Annotated in this window: 16 protein-coding genes; 7 read left to right on the top strand and 9 right to left on the bottom strand. The window is 67.0% G+C overall.

The window, feature by feature from the left end; all coding sequences use genetic code 11:
- The first annotated feature begins 1 nt into the window (after nucleotide 1).
- The 5 genes from J2W23_RS25415 to J2W23_RS25395 all read left to right on the top strand — a co-directional run bounded on the left by J2W23_RS25415 (nucleotide 2) and on the right by J2W23_RS25395 (nucleotide 4,315).
- Entirely contained in the window at nucleotides 2–1,963 is a 1,962-nt protein-coding gene (locus tag J2W23_RS25415; protein ID WP_307650717.1) for an iron-containing redox enzyme family protein, read from the top strand.
- Nucleotides 1,960–2,871 carry a DUF6999 family protein gene (locus tag J2W23_RS25410; protein ID WP_176657076.1) on the top strand — a complete coding sequence of 304 codons (912 nt, stop codon included), beginning with the start codon at nucleotides 1,960–1,962 and terminating at the stop codon, nucleotides 2,869–2,871. The genes J2W23_RS25415 and J2W23_RS25410 overlap by 4 nt, the downstream gene beginning before the upstream one ends.
- A 17-nt stretch (nucleotides 2,872–2,888) precedes the next feature.
- Entirely contained in the window at nucleotides 2,889–3,257 is a 369-nt protein-coding gene (locus J2W23_RS25405) for a hypothetical protein (RefSeq protein WP_176657077.1), read from the top strand.
- The gene (locus J2W23_RS25400) at nucleotides 3,244–3,495 is read left to right on the top strand and encodes a hypothetical protein (protein WP_013540963.1); all 252 of its coding nucleotides are present in this window, start codon (nucleotides 3,244–3,246) and stop codon (nucleotides 3,493–3,495) included. The genes J2W23_RS25405 and J2W23_RS25400 overlap by 14 nt, the downstream gene beginning before the upstream one ends.
- Nucleotides 3,496–3,727: 232 nt before the next feature.
- The gene (locus tag J2W23_RS25395) at nucleotides 3,728–4,315 is read left to right on the top strand and encodes a hypothetical protein (RefSeq protein WP_176657078.1); all 588 of its coding nucleotides are present in this window, start codon (nucleotides 3,728–3,730) and stop codon (nucleotides 4,313–4,315) included.
- Here the strand turns inward: J2W23_RS25395 and J2W23_RS25390 are convergent.
- Nucleotides 4,312–5,166, bottom strand: coding sequence for a metal-dependent hydrolase (locus J2W23_RS25390; RefSeq protein WP_307650716.1), 855 nt, complete (start codon nucleotides 5,164–5,166; stop codon nucleotides 4,312–4,314). The two genes, J2W23_RS25395 and J2W23_RS25390, sit on opposite strands and share 4 nt — an antisense overlap.
- Nucleotides 5,167–5,286: 120 nt before the next feature.
- Here J2W23_RS25390 and J2W23_RS25385 point away from each other — a divergent pair, with 120 nt between their 5' ends.
- Nucleotides 5,287–5,916, top strand: coding sequence for a TetR/AcrR family transcriptional regulator (locus tag J2W23_RS25385; RefSeq protein ID WP_307650715.1), 630 nt, complete (start codon nucleotides 5,287–5,289; stop codon nucleotides 5,914–5,916).
- Here the strand turns inward: J2W23_RS25385 and J2W23_RS25380 are convergent.
- Genes J2W23_RS25380 through J2W23_RS25355 form a run of 6 tightly spaced genes read right to left on the bottom strand, consistent with a single transcriptional unit; the run spans nucleotide 5,913 to nucleotide 13,601 of the window.
- Nucleotides 5,913–7,067: an ABC transporter permease gene (locus tag J2W23_RS25380; RefSeq protein ID WP_307650714.1), complete on the bottom strand. Its 1,155-nt coding sequence runs from the start codon at nucleotides 7,065–7,067 to the stop codon at nucleotides 5,913–5,915. The genes J2W23_RS25385 and J2W23_RS25380 overlap by 4 nt on opposite strands.
- On the bottom strand, nucleotides 7,067–8,251 hold the full coding sequence (locus tag J2W23_RS25375; RefSeq protein ID WP_307650713.1) for an ABC transporter permease: 1,185 nt from the start codon (nucleotides 8,249–8,251) through the stop codon (nucleotides 7,067–7,069). The genes J2W23_RS25380 and J2W23_RS25375 overlap by 1 nt, the downstream gene beginning before the upstream one ends.
- A gap of 10 nt (nucleotides 8,252–8,261) precedes the next feature.
- Complete coding sequence (locus J2W23_RS25370) at nucleotides 8,262–9,266, bottom strand: HlyD family secretion protein (protein WP_373423983.1); 1,005 nt, start codon at nucleotides 9,264–9,266, stop codon at nucleotides 8,262–8,264.
- The gene (locus tag J2W23_RS25365) at nucleotides 9,266–10,660 is read right to left on the bottom strand and encodes a TolC family protein (RefSeq protein WP_307650711.1); all 1,395 of its coding nucleotides are present in this window, start codon (nucleotides 10,658–10,660) and stop codon (nucleotides 9,266–9,268) included. Before J2W23_RS25365 ends, J2W23_RS25370 begins: the two co-directional genes overlap by 1 nt.
- 44 nt (nucleotides 10,661–10,704) lie before the next feature.
- Nucleotides 10,705–11,073 (bottom strand): nuclear transport factor 2 family protein, encoded by a 369-nt coding sequence (locus J2W23_RS25360; protein ID WP_307650710.1) that lies wholly within the window; start codon nucleotides 11,071–11,073, stop codon nucleotides 10,705–10,707.
- Nucleotides 11,074–11,075: 2 nt separating this feature from the next.
- The gene (locus J2W23_RS25355; protein ID WP_307650709.1) at nucleotides 11,076–13,601 is read right to left on the bottom strand and encodes a sodium-translocating pyrophosphatase; all 2,526 of its coding nucleotides are present in this window, start codon (nucleotides 13,599–13,601) and stop codon (nucleotides 11,076–11,078) included.
- Nucleotides 13,602–13,857: 256 nt separating this feature from the next.
- Here J2W23_RS25355 and ppa point away from each other — a divergent pair, with 256 nt between their 5' ends.
- Nucleotides 13,858–14,385 carry an inorganic diphosphatase gene (gene ppa / locus J2W23_RS25350; RefSeq protein WP_042576736.1) on the top strand — a complete coding sequence of 176 codons (528 nt, stop codon included), beginning with the start codon at nucleotides 13,858–13,860 and terminating at the stop codon, nucleotides 14,383–14,385.
- A gap of 9 nt (nucleotides 14,386–14,394) precedes the next feature.
- Here ppa and J2W23_RS25345 read toward each other — a convergent pair whose 3' ends face one another.
- Nucleotides 14,395–15,051, bottom strand: coding sequence for a lysozyme inhibitor LprI family protein (locus tag J2W23_RS25345; RefSeq protein WP_307650708.1), 657 nt, complete (start codon nucleotides 15,049–15,051; stop codon nucleotides 14,395–14,397).
- 121 nt (nucleotides 15,052–15,172) lie between these two features.
- A complete protein-coding gene (locus J2W23_RS25340; protein ID WP_307650707.1) occupies nucleotides 15,173–15,913 on the bottom strand; it encodes a TonB family protein in 741 nt (246 codons plus the stop codon).
- Between the last annotated feature and the right edge of the window lie 9 nt (nucleotides 15,914–15,922).

The following is a 15,922-nucleotide window of genomic DNA, read 5'->3' as shown; positions in this document are numbered from 1 at the left end:
CATGCCTGTTTCATTCCAACGCGTGTACCTCGAGAGCGCCGGTTATTTCATGCCGGGCGATCCCATTCCCAACGACCGCATGGACGCGTACATCGCGCCGCTCAACCGCATGTCCGAGCGCATCAAGCGGCGCATCCTCACTGAGAACGGCATCCTCACGCGGCACTACGCCATCGATGCGGAGGGCGTGACGCAGCACAGCAATGCGCAACTCGCCGCCGGTGCGATCCGCGATTGCCTCAAGCGCGGCGGCGCGGAGCTGTCGCGCGTGTCGCTGCTGGCCAGCGGCTCCTCGGGCGGCGACACGCTGATGCCGGGCTTCGCCAACATGATCCAGGGCGAGCTCGCCGCCCAGCCGATGGAGACGCATTCGGTGCATGGCATCTGCGCGGCCGGCGTCTCGGCGATCCAGACGGCTGCGCAGGGCATCGAACTGGGGGCGCATCGCAGCGCGATCGCGGTGGCGAGCGAGATGCCGTCGCGGCTCTTCAAACGCTCGCGCTTCGCGGCGCGTGGCTATGAAACCGACTTCGACTCGCACTTCCTGCGCTGGATGCTGTCCGATGGCGCGGGGGCGTTGCTGCTGTCCGATGGTTCGCCTGCGCTGGCCGGCGCGCCCGGGTTGCGCCTGAAGTTGAGGTGGGTACATCAGCGCGCCTTCTCGGGCGACTACCCCGTGTGCATGCAGCTCGGCCTGACCGAAGACCGCGCGCGCGGCCACCTCGACTTCGGTTCCTGGGCGGAGGCCGAAGCCGCCGGCGCGTTGTCGCTGCGGCAGGACATCCGCCTGCTGCCGCACCTGTTCGACATCGGCATTCACGAGTACGCGGGGCTGGTGCGCGACGGCTGGGTCGATCCGAAGCGGGTCGATCACTTCCTGTGCCACTACTCGTCGGAAAAATTCATCCCGGTGGTCGAAGACCTGATGAACAAGGCCGACCTGTCGATTCCGCGCGAGCGCTGGTGGAGTAATCTCGCGTGGCGCGGCAACACGGGCGCGGCGTCGATCCTCGTCATGCTGGCCGAATTCCTGCACACCAAGACGTTGAAGCCGGGCGAGCAGATCTTCTGCTACGTGCCCGAGTCAGGACGCTTCATGGCGGCGTACATGCTGCTCGAAGTCGAAGCGGCCGATGCAGCGCCCGTGACGATGGCGGCACCCCACGCGGCCGCCGTACCGGACGACGATCTCGTCATCGCGCCCCCGCACGATCCCGCCGCCGCTCCCGAAGGCCTGGGCGCCTTGCTCACCGAACTGGCCGCCATCTGGCACGACTACCGCTCCCGGGTCTGGCGCACGCCGCTGATCCGGCAGATCCGCGAGCGCCGCCTGGCCTTGCCCGACTACCTGAACTGGATGGAGCAGTGGGTGCCGCAGGTGCGCGAAGGCAGCAAGTGGATGCGCGAAGGCGCCGCCTCGCTGAGCGAGCCGTACCAGATGCTGGCTTCGCTGATCGATGTGCACGCAGGTGAGGAGCAGAACGACTTCAACATCCTCTTCAGCGACTACAAGAAAGCCGGCGGCACGGTTGCGCAGATCGACGACCTGCGCCGCAACCCCGGCGGCGAGGCGCTCAACGCCTACCTGCACGGCCTGGCCGCCACACGCGACCCGATCGGCCTTTTGGGCGCGATCTACATCATCGAAGGCACGGGCCAGCGCATCGTGCCGGCGCTGCTGCCGCTCATCAAGGCGAGCGTGAAGCTGCCGCCCGACGCCTTCCGCTTTCTGGAGTACCACGGCCACAACGACGAGAACCACCTGAACCGCTGGCTCGCCGCGGTCGAGATGGTCATGGCCATCGAAGGACAGGCCCGCGCGGCCCGCCAGATCATCGATACGGCGCGGCATACGGCCGCGCTGTACCTGATGCAGTTCCAGCACATCACGGAGCGGATGCCGCATGAGCCGCCGGGCCGCCCCAAGACGAATACCGCAGCCGCAGGCGGAGGTTTCCAATGAGCCGAACGCCTGAATTCCTGACGCAAGCGCACGACGAGCGCGATCCGAGCCCGTGGCTCGCGCTCTATCTCGACCAGAGCACGCCGCTGCCGGACAACGTCAAGTCGGCGTGGCTCGCCGATTCGAGCTCGGGCTCGCGGCAGTACCTGCTGCCGTTCCTCAGGCCGATCGCGCGGCTGACGATCATCCTGATCCAGGTCGTGAAGGTGTTCGTGCCGCGCAACTGGTCGCACTCGATGCTGCTGCACCGCTTTCTGGCATGGGGGCTCAAGCGCTTCGTGTCGCCGGAGGCGAACTGGCTGATCCTGCGGCATTTTCACCTGGGGTCGCAGGTGCTGGCGTTCATCGGGCGCAACTCGCCGGCACCCGTCACAACAAACCCGCTGGAGCCGGCGGACATCGACGCGCTGAAGGACGAGATGTTCCTCAAGCACGACCTGAACCTCTTCAATTTCGTGATCCGCCTGAACACCGCGCTGCGCGAGAAGGGCGTTGCGCTGTGCAAGGCGGAGGAGGTCGATTTCTCGATGATCAAGGAGCCGGGGCTGCGGCTGGAGGACATGCCCCATGGCAGGCTCAATTTCCTCGACCTGCAAAGCGCCATCGAACTTTTCACGCCGCTCTACCAGCTGATGCTGACCGACAACGATTTCTGGCGCGCGGCCAACTCCCTGCAGCTGGACGAAACCATCGGCATCTACACGGCGACCATCCTGAACGCGCCCGAGCATCTGATTCTGGTCAACAACAAGCACCCGTTGGTACCCCTGTCGACCCTGCGGGCGGGGCACCGGCTGGTGATCCACGGGCTGTCCACGGAAATGCTCCACAGCCTGCTCCAGCGCATGCAGGCAGCCCGGAAAGCAGGGGAGCCGGAGACGGCCCTGTACGACCAGCCACTTGCATAGGCGTATGCTGCCCCCAGATGCGAACCATGAACACGACCCATAATCCGTCCCCCAAGACCGATCTGGCAGTGACCCATGTGCTGGCTCAACTGCTGGAGCGGCTCGAGCACAGCGCCGTGCCCGTTGGCGCCGAGCAGTACCGCTCGGTGGTCGAGCACCTGGTGCATGCGTTCGAGGATGTCGCGCCAGGCGCCGATCTGGGCCGCCTGCTCGATGCCTATCCGGCCGCATCCGAGGTTTATGAGAACCTCAACTATCAGCACGCCGGGCTTTGCCGCTCGGCATTGGATGTTTCCCTTGCGGCTGAAGTCAGCGCTCGGGAAGCCATTGCACGCGCCATGGGCGGTGCCAAAACGAACAAGGACAAGACGCATGGCGAAGGGTGAAGTGAAGACGGCAGTGGTGGCGGACGGCCTGCGCTACAAGACCAAGACACCGGGTTCCCCGTTCCGCGCTTCGGCGTCTTTCAGCGGGGCGACCATGTCCTGCTTCATGTGCGGCAAGCACCGTGTGCGCTCGCAACTGCGCACACGCCAGGTGCTGGGCAAGTCGCAAACCGTGTGCGCGCCTTCGTGCAAGGCGCTCGATGAAGCGCTGGAACAGTCGGAAGCCTCTTCGGGCTAACTTTCAGCTAGCACGAAGCGGCGACGTTTTGGCGACATGCCCGCGTGAACATGTCGCAGATATCCTTCCAAAACGGACTTAATCGATATACAGTTAGACACAATTGATGCATGTGATTGCATTCATTCAAAAGTTCTAATCTGTAGCCGATGACAAAACAAATCCAGCAAGGCCTTGGCTGCCCGGCATCGGGCGTGGACGTTGACGTCGACGCATGCAAAGGGGGGCAGCCGTGAGCAAACCCCGCCATGTCGTCATGCAGGTGGTCAAGCGCTCGTCCGGCAGCGCGACGCACCATGTCGAATTCCTCATGGACGACAACTTCGCGGAGCGCCTGCGGCAGTTGCGTTCGCTGGTGCCGCCCCTGGGCACGCTCAACAAGCAGCGCGATCTGGTGATCGACAAGGTGCGCGTGCGCCTGCCCAATGCCATCTGGCGTTCCGGCAACGAGATCGACATGGACGGCGGCGTCGAAGGCTCCTGCATCGTCATCGCGGCGGAAGGCTCCTTCAACTGCGGCGGCAAGGATCGCAAGACGCGCGAGAAGCTTGTGACCTACAACTTCTCGATCGCGCGGCTGGTCGAGCTCCACGCCGAGCGCCCCGAGGGCGAAACGCTCTACATCCGCGATGGCACCTTCGCCAACGACGAGCCGGCCGACTCGGCGGCCGGCCGCTGGGTTGCGTCGATGCATGAGCTCGAAGTGGTGATGCGGGTGCCCGATGCGCCCTCGGATTTCGACACCCTGCACGACCTGTCGCCGCGTGCCGAGCAGCAGCAGGGGATTGGCCGCGGCACGCACCGCGCCAGCATGTTCTAAGCCGCTACGGCGGCAGCAGGGGGCGCCTCTGGCGCGGCACCCACGGGCGTGTACTGCGCCCGGTTGTCGGCCAGCCAACGCGTCGACAGGCTGCTGTCCTGCTGCGCCGGATGGAAGTCGGCACGCAGGTAACTGCGCCAGCCGCCCAGGTTGCCGCGCAGCAGGCCGTTCTTGCTCAGCAGGATGCGCGCCGCGCTCTTCCAGGTGGCCCATTTCCACAACTGCTTTTCATGGCGCAGGTTGTCGATGGTCTGGTGCATCAGGTCGCCGAGGAACATCACGGTCACGCGGCGGAACCAGCGCCTGCGCCATTCGTCCGAACCACCCGTGGCCTTGTAGATGTCGAAGGCGACGGACTTGTGCTCCAGCTCTTCGGCGCTGTGCCACAGCCACATGGTGCGCAGCCGCGGCTCCGCGCCGTCGAGGATCTCGGGACGAGCCAGCAGCCACTCGGCGAACATCGCGGTGAAGTGTTCGGTGGCGGCGGTGACCGCCAGCGCGTGGCGCGGATCGGCTTCTTCCATCAGCGCCAAGCGCTTGTTCGCGCGTGCCGTCCAGCCATCGACCAGCCCCTGGTTCTCCAGGTGGTTGTTGAAGAGCGAGTGAATGCGCCGGTGCGTGGCCTCCTGGCCGATGAAGCCGCGCACGTCGGCGCGGTACTTCTCCTGCACCTCGGGCGGCAGCGTGGCCACGGCGTCGCGAACGGCATCGATGAAGAACTGCTCGCCGAAGGGAAAGCTCATCGACAGGGCATTGAAGAAGGCGGTCGAGAATGCATCGCCGCCGCACCAGTTGCGGGCAAAGGGCGATTGCAGGTCGATCAGCAGGCGGCGAACAACGAGTTCAGTCATGAAAACAATCCTCGGGACATCATGGGCAGAAAGATTGGTACAGATGCGTACCGCATGCCTCCATGGTGCGGACCGATGCTGGTACTGTCAAGTACCAAGACGTAGGAAAATGTGCCATTCATGAGCGACACCATCGAAAAAACCGTGGCCTCCAAGTCTGCCGAGGGCACGGAAAGCGAGCACTATGCGCGCCTTTTGCAGGGCATGGCGCAGGCCGTGGCGGCCAAGGGCTATGCCGACACGACCATCGCCGACATCGTGCGCGAGGCCGCCGTGTCGCGCCGCACCTTCTACGAGCACTTCGGCACCAAGACCGAATGCCTGATCGCGCTCTACGAAACCGCCAGCCGCCTCGCATTGCAGGCCGTGAGCGAGGCCTTCGATCCCGCGCAGCCCTGGCATGCACAGGTCGAGCAGGCGATGACCGCGTACTTCGATTACCTGGCGCAAGACCCGGTCCTGCTGCGCACGCTCTTTGTCGAGATCCTGGGGCTCGGGATGCCGGGCCTGGCCGCGCGCCGCCGGGTCAATGACGAGATCGCCAACTTCATCCAGGTCGCGATCAACAGCAGCGGTACCGAAGGGGGCCCGGCCGCTCACCTGACGAGCGAGATGGCGATGACGGTCGTCGGCGGCATCAACGAACTGGTGCTGCAGGCCATCGAGCAGGAGCGTGCCGGCGACCTGCGCGAGCTGGTGGCGCCCGCCACGCGCCTCGTGCGCGCCGTGGCAGCCGAGAGCCAGCGCTAGGCGGCTTCGCGGTCTGCGCGCCGCGGCGTGGCGGCGACCCGGAGCACCAGCAGCCCCGCAACGGCGAGCGACAGCAGCACGCCGAGATAGGGCAGCACGTCGTGCAGCGGCGCGCCCATCTGGTTGAGCCTGAGCGACGCCTGGATACCCGCTGTGCTCGGAAACACCCAACGCAGGGCCTGCAGCGGCTCCGGCAACGCCTCGACGGGCCACGAAAACCCCGAAAGAAACGCCATCGGCAAGGCGGTGAACAGCAGCACCTGCAAAGCCCGCTCGCGGTCGCGGAACCAGCACCCCAGCAGCAGCCCGGCCGTACAGATCGCAGGCACGTAGAAAAGCAGCAGCACCAGCGCGCCGAGCGGATTGCCGCCACGCGGATAGTCCTGCAGAAAGAACACCCAGCCGAAGTAGAAAAGGCCGCTCAGGAAGCCGAAGGCCGACAGCGCCCCCAGCCGCCCGAACCAAGCCCTCATCCCCGCGCGCAATCGCCCAGCCTCGGCCCAGGTGCCTGCCAGCATCGCCGCGCCCATCAGAAGCGTCTGCTGCAGGATCAGCAGCGCCACCGCAGGCACCACATAGCTCCCGTAACCCTCGGTCGGGTTGAACAGCGCCACCAGTTGCGTGTTGAGCGGACTGCGGCTTCGCGCCGCCTGCACCGCGCTTTGTCCGCCGGTCTGCAGCTTGCGGATCTCGACCCCCGCCGAGACCGTGCCCACCGCCTCCGAGAAGCCGTACAGCACCGCCTTGTTCAGCAGCGCATAGGCGCCGTTGCCCTCGATCGTCACCACCGCCGAGAGCCCGCGGATCACGTTGCGCTTCAGGTCCGACGGCAGCAGCGCATAGCCCTCGATCTCGCCGCGCCAAAGCGCCTGCTGCGCCTCGTGCACGTCGGACGTGACCAGGCGCACATCGAGCCGCGGATTGGCCATCGCGAAGCGCGCGATCTGCCGCGACAGCCCGCTGTGGTCTTCGTCGACCACCGCCACCGGCACGCGCGTCACGGCCTGCGCGCCATAGGGCCACGGGTAGAAGAAGCCGTAGATGATGGGCGCGAGCAGCATGATCAGCAGCACGCCCTTGTCGCGCAGCACGGCGAGCGCGGTGTCGCGCCAGGCGGCGCCGAAGCGGGTGCGCTTGGGGTCGAGGTGCATCAGCGGCCTCCCCAGGTGTCGGGCGCGGCCGCGGCGCGCACCAGCGCAGCGGCCGATGCGGCCAGAAGCAGGGCAGTGCCCAGCACCATCCACAGCGGCGTGGCGACCGAATACGCGAGCGGCGCGCCCATCTGCAACTGCTCCATCTGCACGCGGATGTAGTGCGTGTAGGGCAAGAGGCTCGCCCACATCTGGGCAAGGAGCGGCATAGCCACCAGCGGAAAGCCCACGCCGCCGAAAGCGAACGCAGGCGCGGTGATGAAGCCCGTGGCCGAGAGCGCGGTGCGCAGCGACCGCGTGAGCGCCGAGACGAACGCGCCGAGCGCAATGGAGAGCGCGAGGAACACCACCAGCGCGAACAGCGTCCAGCCCACCGACCCGACCGGGTGCCAGCCGCGGCCGGCCGTGATCCACAGCATCGCCGCGATGCCTACCACCGACAGGCTCGCGAACGGCAGCACGAGCTTGCCCGCCAGCGCGGCCAGTGCCTCGTGCCAGCGTGGCGCTGCGCCCAGCCATTCGGCGATGCTGCGATCGCGCAGTTCGCGCCCCACGGCCCAGGCACCCGCCGTCATCGCCAGGATGTGCAGCAATGCCGGAATGAGCGCCGCGCCCAGGAACTGCTCGTAGTCCGTCGAAGTGTTGAACAGCGCCACCATGCTCGCCTTGATCGGCTCCATGCTTACGCGCGCGGCCATCATCGACTCGCCGCGCTTGTTGCGCACCGCGAGCTCGACGCCGCCCGAGACAGTGGCCACCACCGTGCGCACGTCGCGCTGGATCAGGCTCGAATGCGTGCCCAGCTGCGCGTTGTGCAGCAGCACGACCTGGCCGACGCGCCCGCGCTTCACATCGCGGTTGAGGTCGCGCGGCAGTTGCACCGCCGCATCGACCGCGCCGCTGGTCAATGCGCGCGCCATGGCGCCTTCGTCCGCGTAGTACTGGGTCACGCGCAGGCCGGGCGTGGCATCGAGAAAGCGCACCACCTGCCGCGAAAGGGCTGTGCGGTCCTGGTCGAGCACGCCGATCGGCAAGCGCTCGGGCAGGCCGGCCGAGAAGATCCACCAGATCAGGAACACCGCGAGCAGCGGCACCCACGAGACCATGGCCAGGTCCCAGGGCCGGGTGCGCAGCAGCGCGAATTCGCGCTGTGCGCTCGCTGCGGAGAAGCCGCGCAGGCTCATCGCCGGACCGTCAATCGACCAGCACGCTCATGCCGGGCCGCGCGCCGTCGATGAGCTTCAACGGCCGTGCGCGGACTTCGAAGGTGCGCACGTCGAAGCCGTTGCCGCCACGCGTCGCGCGCCAGGTCGCGAAGTCGGGCAGGGCGGCGCTGTAGTAGACCTTGAAGCGGGCCACGCGGTGCGCGTCGGACTTGTCCTTATCGTTCACCAGCGCCGGCAGGCGGGCATCGAACTCGCTGCCGACCGCAAAGCGCGCGAGCCGGTCTTCGCGCACGTTCAGCACCACCCACTGGTCGTTCAGGTCGACCACGGTGACCACCGCCACGCCCTGCGGCGACAGCTCGCCGACCTTCGCGAGCACCTTGGCCACTTCGCCGCCCACCGGGCTGCGCAGCTCGGTCTCGGCCTTGGCGGCTTCCGCCTCGGCGACCACGCCGGCGACCTGGCGCGCCTGCGCGCTGGCTGCCGCCTGGTCCTCGGGGCGGGCGCCGATGCGCGCCATGTCGTACTGCGCCTTCGCCGCAATGGCAGCGTCGCGCGATGCCTTCCAGTTGGCCTCGGCCTCGTCACGTTTCTGGTCGGCGACCAGGCCTTCGCGCGCGAGGCCATCGACGCGGCGGAACGAGGTCTGCGCAAGCTGCGCCGCGGTCTCGGCGCGCTGCCACTGCATGCGTGCCATCTCCACTTCCTGCGGGCGGGCGCCGTTCTGCGCCTTGTCGGCGACGGCCTGCGCGGCCTGCTCGGCGGCCGTGGCCTGCGCGAGCTTGGCGCGCACTTCGGGGCTGTCCATGCGCACCAGCAGCGCACCGGCCTGGATGCGGTCTCCTTCCTTCACCGCCACCTCGGCGATGCGCGCAGTGACCTTGCCGGCCACGTCGGTCTCGCGCGCCTCCATCTGGCCCTGGAACACTTCGGCCGCGGGCTGCGAGGCGCGCCAGAAGCCCCAGACGAGCAGCGCCAGCACCAGCAGCGCCGCGGCGATGGCAATCAGTTTTCGGGTCTTGGCACTCATCATCAATTCACCTTCAAGTCGGCACGCGCGATGTACTCGGAAAACTTCTCGGAGAGGCCCGCGCTCTCGAGCAACTGCGCGAGCGCCTGCACGTACTCGTTGGCGGCCTGCGCGCGCTCGGTCAGCACTTTGGCGCGGTTGGTCTCGGCGTCGATGAGGTCGAGCGTGGTGCTCGTGCCTTCGCGCAGGCCCGCCACGCGCAGCTTCACCACTTCTTCCGAAAGCTCGACCGAGACCTTCATGTCGAGGTACTGGCGGCGGGCGTTCTCGAGCGCACGCCAGTTGCGCTCGACCAGCAGCGAGATGTCGCTGCGCGCCTGCGCATCCGTGTGCTCGGCCTGTTCGACCTGCTTTTGCGAAGAAGCCGAGAGCGCATCGCGGTCCACCGAGTCGTACAGCGTCCAGCGCACGCCGAGGCCTGCCACCCAGTCGGCATTGCCGCTCTTGAGCTGGCGTGTACCGAAGGCAATGACCTGCGGCCGGCGCAGCGCCTCCTCGCCTTCGTGCAACTGCTCGGCCTGCGACTTCTTGGCCGCGACCTTGCCGAGGCCGGGGTGCCGCATGAGCGCCGAGTCGATGAAGTAGTTGAGCGGCTCGATGGGCGTGCTGATGAGAAAGAGCGGCGTCTGCGGCGCCACCGTACCGTCGGCGCGCACCGTGCGGGCGAGGGCGACGGCCGCCAGCGCTGCGTCATCCTCGGCCTTGCGTGCGTTGCGCCGGGCCTCTTCGTAGGCGGCGCTCGCCTGCAGCCGCTCGACGCGCGAGATCACGCCAGCCGCGAGCATCTTCTGCGCAGCCGCGTCATGCTGGGCAATCGTGCGCTCGGCCTGTGCGCGCAGCGTGGCCGCGCGCTGCGCGAGCTGGGCGCCGAAGTAGCGCTGCACCAGCAGCGTGTCGACTTCGTGGCCGGCCTGCTCGGCATCGGCCTGCGCCTCGCGCGTCTGCGCCGAGACGAAGCCGCGCACCGCATCGGTCGCACCGCCGAGGTAGATCGGCCAGACCGCCGAGATCGATGTGTTGGTGCCCGTGTCGTGCCGGTTGAGCGTGTAGCTGTTGGGCAATTGCGGAATCGGCACGCGCGAGATGAAGCTCTGGATCGACGGCGGCAGCGACTGGCCGATCTGCCCGAGCTTCTGGTTGAGCGGATCGAGGTCCAGGTTCAGGTTGGCGTTGTACGCGTAGGCCAGCCCCGAGACGTTCACCACCGGGCCGCCCAGGCGCTTCAACCCCTCGCTCTGCAGCTCCTTCGATTCGACGGCCGAGCGTGCGGCGGCCAGCTTGTCGGAGCGCTCGACCATGCGGGCACGCGCCGCATCGAAACTCAGGGGCAGGGCGTCGGGGCGGCTTTGGGCAAAGGCCGCCGCGCCCAGCGCCAGGGCGGGCAGCGTGAGCAGCACGAACCGGAGGGGGCGATGCGGAATGAGCACCTGGCCGTTGCGTGTCAGCCCGGCTTTCGCTGCGCCGGGTCGTAGAAGAACTGTTCTTCGGCGATGCGTTCGCCGTCCCAGCGCTGCCAGGCGATTTCTTCCATGCGCATGCGGGCGCCTCCCTTGAAGGTGAATTCGAAGATCCAGTGAATGCCCACGTGGTCGCCGTTCACCAGCACCGGCCGCACGCAGGTGGGCACCACCGATTCGGTGCGGTCGAGCACGGCGCTCTCCTGCGCGACCAGCGTGCTGCGGCCCCGCCGCGGCTCGGTCTGGTTCTCGCGCATGGTGGCATCTTCGGTGTAGTAGTCCTCGATGGCCTTGGCATGCGCGCCGCCCTCCACGGCGGCAATGAAGGCTTCGAGCCGTGCGGGTGTGGGCATGTTCAGGACTTCACTTTCACTTCGACGCGGCGCGCCTCGGAAGGCGGGCCATCGGCCTGCGACTGCTCGGGCTTGGCCAGCTCGATCTTGTCTTCGGGCGCGCCCGCGGCCTTGAGCGCATCGCTCACGGCCATGGCGCGCTGCTTGGCCAGCTCGGCGTTCTTCGCCGGGTCGCCGCTCGCGTCGTGGTAGCCGCTCACGAGCACGGTGCTGCCGCTTTGCACGGCCTTGATGACATCGGCCAGCGCCTCCTTGGCGTTGGGCGCGACCTCGGAACTGGCGCTCGCGAAGTAGAACTTCACGATGCCGTTCTCGACCTTCACCGCAGCGGCTTCGGCCGCCGTCACGGCGCCGGTGGCAACCGCCGCAGCCGGCGTGGCCGGGGCCATGGCCGCGGGTGCCGGCGCAGGCGCGGTGGCGGCCGGCGGCGTCTCGACCTTGGCGGGTGCCATCGCCGCCGCATCGCCAGAATGGAACTTCACCACCAGCGGCACGATGAGCAGCGCCACGATGTTGATGATCTTGATCAGCGGGTTCACGGCCGGGCCGGCGGTGTCCTTGTAGGGGTCGCCCACGGTGTCGCCGGTGACGGCTGCCTTGTGCGCCTCGGAGCCCTTGCCACCGTGGTGGCCGTCTTCGATGTACTTCTTGGCGTTGTCCCATGCGCCGCCGCCCGTGCACATCGAGATGGCGACGAAGAGGCCCGTGACGATCGTGCCCATCAGCAGGCCGCCCAGTGCCTTCGGTCCGAGCACGAGGCCCACGACGATCGGCACCACCACCGGCAGCAGCGACGGGATCATCATTTCCTTGATGGCCGCGCCGGTCAGCATGCCCACGGCCTTGCCGTACTCGGGCTTGCCGGTGCCTTCCATGATCCCGGGGATCTCGCGGAACTGACGGCGCACTTCCTCAACCACCGCACCGGCTGCGCGGCCGACGGCTTCCATGGCCATCGCGCCGAAGAGGTAGGGAATCAGCCCGCCGATGAAGAGGCCCACGATCACCATTGGGTCGCTCAGGTTGAAGCTGATATTCAGCCCGAAGCTCTCCAGCTTGTGGGTGTAGTCGGCAAAGAGCACCAGCGAGGCGAGGCCGGCCGAGCCGATGGCGTAGCCCTTGGTCACGGCCTTGGTCGTGTTGCCGACGGCATCGAGCGGGTCGGTCACGGCGCGCACGCTGTCGGGCAGCTCGCTCATCTCGGCGATGCCGCCGGCGTTGTCGGTGATGGGGCCGTAGGCATCCAGCGCGACCACGATGCCTGCCATGCTCAGCATGGAGGTGGCGGCCACCGCGATGCCGAACAGGCCGGCCAGCGCGTACGACGCCAGGATCGCGATGCAGACGAAGATCACCGGCCAGGCCGTCGAGCGCATCGAGACGCCCAGGCCCGCGATGATGTTGGTGCCGTGGCCCGTGGTCGAGGCCTGCGCGATGTGCTGCACCGGCTTGTACTGCGTGCCGGTGTAGTACTCGGTGACCCACACCAGCGCGGCGGTGAGCGCGAGGCCCACGAAGCAGGCGCCGAACAGCTTCAACTGGCTGCCGCTCGCGGCGATGGCGTTGTCCGGAATGATCCAGGCCGTGACGAACCAGAACGCGATCAGCGACAGGACGCCCGCGACCGCCAGGCCCTTGTAGAGCGCCGGCATCACGTTGACCATGCCCGGCGACGCCTTCACGAAGAAGCAGCCGATGATCGACGCGATGATCGACACGCCGCCCAATGCGAGCGGATACAGCACCGCGTTGCCGGGCGCCGTGGTGACCATCAGCGCGCCGAGCACCATGGTGGCGATCAGCGTCACCGCGTAGGTCTCGAACAGGTCGGCCGCCATGCCGGCGCAGTCGCCGACGTTGTCGCCCACGTTGTCGGCGATCACCGCCGGGTTGCGCGGGTCGTCTTCCGGAATGCCGGCCTCGACCTTGCCCACCAGGTCGGCGCCGACGTCGGCACCCTTGGTGAAGATGCCGCCGCCCAGCCGCGCGAAGATCGAGATCAGCGAGGAGCCGAAGGCAAAGCCGATCAGCGGGTTGAGGATGGCCGCGAGGGTGTGGTCCGACTTCGGCGCGCTGCCGGCCAGGAACCAGTAGAAGACGGTCACGCCCAAGAGGCCCAGGCCCACCACCAGCATGCCGGTGATGGCGCCGCCGCGGAACGCCACGTCCAGCGCCGGGCCGATGCCCTTGGTGGCCGCCTGCGCCGTGCGCACGTTGGCGCGCACCGACACGTTCATGCCGATGAAGCCGCAGGCGCCCGAGAGCACCGCACCGACCACGAAGCCGACGGCCGTGGTCAGGTCGAGGAAGAGGGCGATGAGGACCGCCAGGACGACGCCGACCACCGCGATGGTCGTGTATTGCTTGGCAAGGTAGGCCGAGGCGCCGGCCTGGATGGCGGCGGCGATTTCCTGCATCCGGGCGTTGCCCGGGTCCTTGGCGAGAATCCAACTTCGGGCCCAGAAACCGTAGCCGACGGCCACGAGGCCGCAGACGATGGCGAGTATCAGGGGGGTGTTGCCGATCATGCTTTGCTTCTCCATTCGTTCGTTGTGACTTGTGGAGACGGACAGCATGGGCCCTGCGTGCAACGCGTACGGGACCATGTTCTCCGCCGCGTTGCTTCCTCGAAGCTCGCTGCACCGAAAAGGTGAGGAGCCGATTGGCCAACGGCTGCAATTTACAGGCAAAAACGCGGTCGTGTGCGACCGCCCGGTGACACGGAAAGTAAACTCAGGGTTTGTCCCCGTCTCCCCAATACTTTTCAACTACTCGAAAAACGTCATGTCCTTCGACAAAGTCTCCCCCGGCAAGAACGTCCCCGATGCCTTCAACGTCGTGATCGAAATCCCGATGAACGCCGACCCGATCAAGTACGAAGTCGACAAGGAATCCGGCGCGATCTTCGTGGACCGCTTCATGACGACGGCCATGTACTACCCCGCCAACTACGGCTACGTGCCGCAGACCCTGTCGGGCGACGGCGACCCGGTCGACGTGCTGGTGATCGCCCCGTATCCGCTGCTGCCGGGCGTGGTCGTGCCCTGCCGCCCCCTGGGCATCCTGATGATGGAAGACGAAGCCGGCGTCGACGGCAAGGTGCTCGCCGTGCCCACCGACAAGGTGCTGCCGATCTACAGCCACTGGAAGTCCGTCGACGATGTGAACCCGATGCGCCTGAAGGCCATCAGCCACTTCTTCGAGCACTACAAGGACCTGGAAGCCGGCAAGTGGGTCAAGGTGCTGGGCTGGGAAGGCATCGATGCGGCGAAGAAGGAAGTCGTCGACGGCATCGCCGCGTACAAGAAGTAATTCAGTCTTTCACTTCGCGCCCTCGAGTTCGAACGGCGAGCGGCGCGGGTCGCGCACATAAACGCCTTTCAGCGCGGGTGCGCATTCGGGCCCGTCGCCGACCGTGATGCGGTCGGCGGCGAACTGGAAAGTGCGGGTGCAACGCCCGCTTTCTGCCACCCGCAGGCGCTGCCCGGCTTCGAGCTCGTTCCTGCCCTGCAGCAGCATGTTGCCGCGCGGGTTGGGGCAGACGTAGATCTCCACATCGAGCTGCCCGCCATCGCCGGGCGTGACGTCGAGGAAGCGGCCTTCGTGCGGGCATTTGCCCTGCACGTAGCGGCCCATCCATTGCAGCAGCGGATGGCTGAGGTAGGTGATGCGGCGCTGGTAGTCCTGCTTCAGGCAATCGAAGTTGCCCTTGCATTCGCGGTTGCGCACGACGATCCAGTCGCGCTGGTCGCGCCGCAGGATCGCTGCCCATTGGCCCGTATCGGGCATATCGAGCTGGCGCTGGTAGAGCGCAGCCAGGGCTTCGTCCTGCCGCGACAGGCCGGGGTCGGCGCAGATGGCTTTTTCGGTCGCGTTGCCGGCTTTGGCGCAGTCGAAGCTCGCGGCACTTGCGGCCGAGATGCCGGCTCCCATGAAGACACCCAGAGCGAGTTGAGCGAGGGCTTGCTTGATCCGCATGCGTCTTCCTTTGGCAGGGTGTTACTGTCCGCTCGCATGCTGCGGGAAGCACTGCAGCCTGTCGATCCGACGAAAGGTGAGGGCGGCTATGCCTTTCGCGGGGCCGGTGCAGATTGGCGCATCAATCCTGCGCCGGGGTTCCGGGTAGCTTGTCCACGGGAGGCGTGAAGGCGATATCGACCACGGCGATGCTTGGAACGTTCGCGCCGCCCCGATTGGCAGGCTGGCAGCGAATTTTCAGCAGGGCTGCCTTTGCCGGCTCATCGAACAGACTCGCATTCGTCGGAATTCGGCCGATGACGGCCATTCCGTTCCTGGCGGGCCAGCCGTTTGCGTCCAGATTCACGAAGACGCCAACCGTGGCTTCGATCCCCGCAGCGCGGGCAGCCTCTGGGTAATGTGCTGCCGTGTCCACCGTGCAGCGTGGCGGTGTCTCGCCATTGAGCGCGTACCTGAACGGCTGCTCGACCCACATTGCGGTCGGTTTTCCGTTTTCATCCAGGCCTGGGCTATAGCGGACACCCATGGCCGAACGACGCGAGGCGTCGTCGAAGATATCCAGGAACATGGGCTCGCGCGAAGCGATCCGCGTCTTGAGAGGCCGACCGTTTTCGTCGACGAACACAGCGACGGTCACTCGACCTCCCATGCCTGCCCGTTTGGCAAGGTCGGGGTAGTCGACTTCGGCCCTTGCTCCCAACGGCGCGGGCATTCTGGCAAGGCCTCCCACTGCCCCGGTTCTCTCGATGTGAGACGCGACAGACTCCAAGGCCTGCGCGGCCAGAGCGTTTCCTTGGCCCCAGGACAGTGCTGCGCATGCAGCGGCGATCAGGCAGCGACGCCTGGACTCAGTGATCTTCATTGCCGGTAC

Origin of the sequence: Variovorax boronicumulans (assembly GCF_030812215.1) — a bacterium.
Classification (GTDB): Bacteria; Pseudomonadota; Gammaproteobacteria; order Burkholderiales; family Burkholderiaceae_C; genus Variovorax; species Variovorax boronicumulans_C.
Note: the sequence above shows the minus strand (reverse complement) of the source record. Positions and strands in the feature narration are given on the sequence as shown.

Coding starts and splice junctions, on each gene's coding strand:
- J2W23_RS25400 (WP_013540963.1), top strand. CDS start 3,244: ATGGCGAAGGGTGAAGTGAAGACGGCAGTGGTGGCGGACGGCCTGCGC.
- J2W23_RS25340 (WP_307650707.1), bottom strand. CDS start 15,913: ATGAAGATCACTGAGTCCAGGCGTCGCTGCCTGATCGCCGCTGCATGC.
- J2W23_RS25345 (WP_307650708.1), bottom strand. CDS start 15,051: ATGCGGATCAAGCAAGCCCTCGCTCAACTCGCTCTGGGTGTCTTCATG.
- J2W23_RS25385 (WP_307650715.1), top strand. CDS start 5,287: ATGAGCGACACCATCGAAAAAACCGTGGCCTCCAAGTCTGCCGAGGGC.
- J2W23_RS25355 (WP_307650709.1), bottom strand. CDS start 13,601: ATGATCGGCAACACCCCCCTGATACTCGCCATCGTCTGCGGCCTCGTG.
- J2W23_RS25410 (WP_176657076.1), top strand. CDS start 1,960: ATGAGCCGAACGCCTGAATTCCTGACGCAAGCGCACGACGAGCGCGAT.
- J2W23_RS25390 (WP_307650716.1), bottom strand. CDS start 5,166: ATGACTGAACTCGTTGTTCGCCGCCTGCTGATCGACCTGCAATCGCCC.
- J2W23_RS25405 (WP_176657077.1), top strand. CDS start 2,889: ATGCGAACCATGAACACGACCCATAATCCGTCCCCCAAGACCGATCTG.
- J2W23_RS25375 (WP_307650713.1), bottom strand. CDS start 8,251: ATGAGCCTGCGCGGCTTCTCCGCAGCGAGCGCACAGCGCGAATTCGCG.
- J2W23_RS25415 (WP_307650717.1), top strand. CDS start 2: ATGCCTGTTTCATTCCAACGCGTGTACCTCGAGAGCGCCGGTTATTTC.
- ppa (WP_042576736.1), top strand. CDS start 13,858: ATGTCCTTCGACAAAGTCTCCCCCGGCAAGAACGTCCCCGATGCCTTC.
- J2W23_RS25370 (WP_373423983.1), bottom strand. CDS start 9,266: ATGATGAGTGCCAAGACCCGAAAACTGATTGCCATCGCCGCGGCGCTG.
- J2W23_RS25380 (WP_307650714.1), bottom strand. CDS start 7,067: ATGCACCTCGACCCCAAGCGCACCCGCTTCGGCGCCGCCTGGCGCGAC.
- J2W23_RS25360 (WP_307650710.1), bottom strand. CDS start 11,073: ATGCCCACACCCGCACGGCTCGAAGCCTTCATTGCCGCCGTGGAGGGC.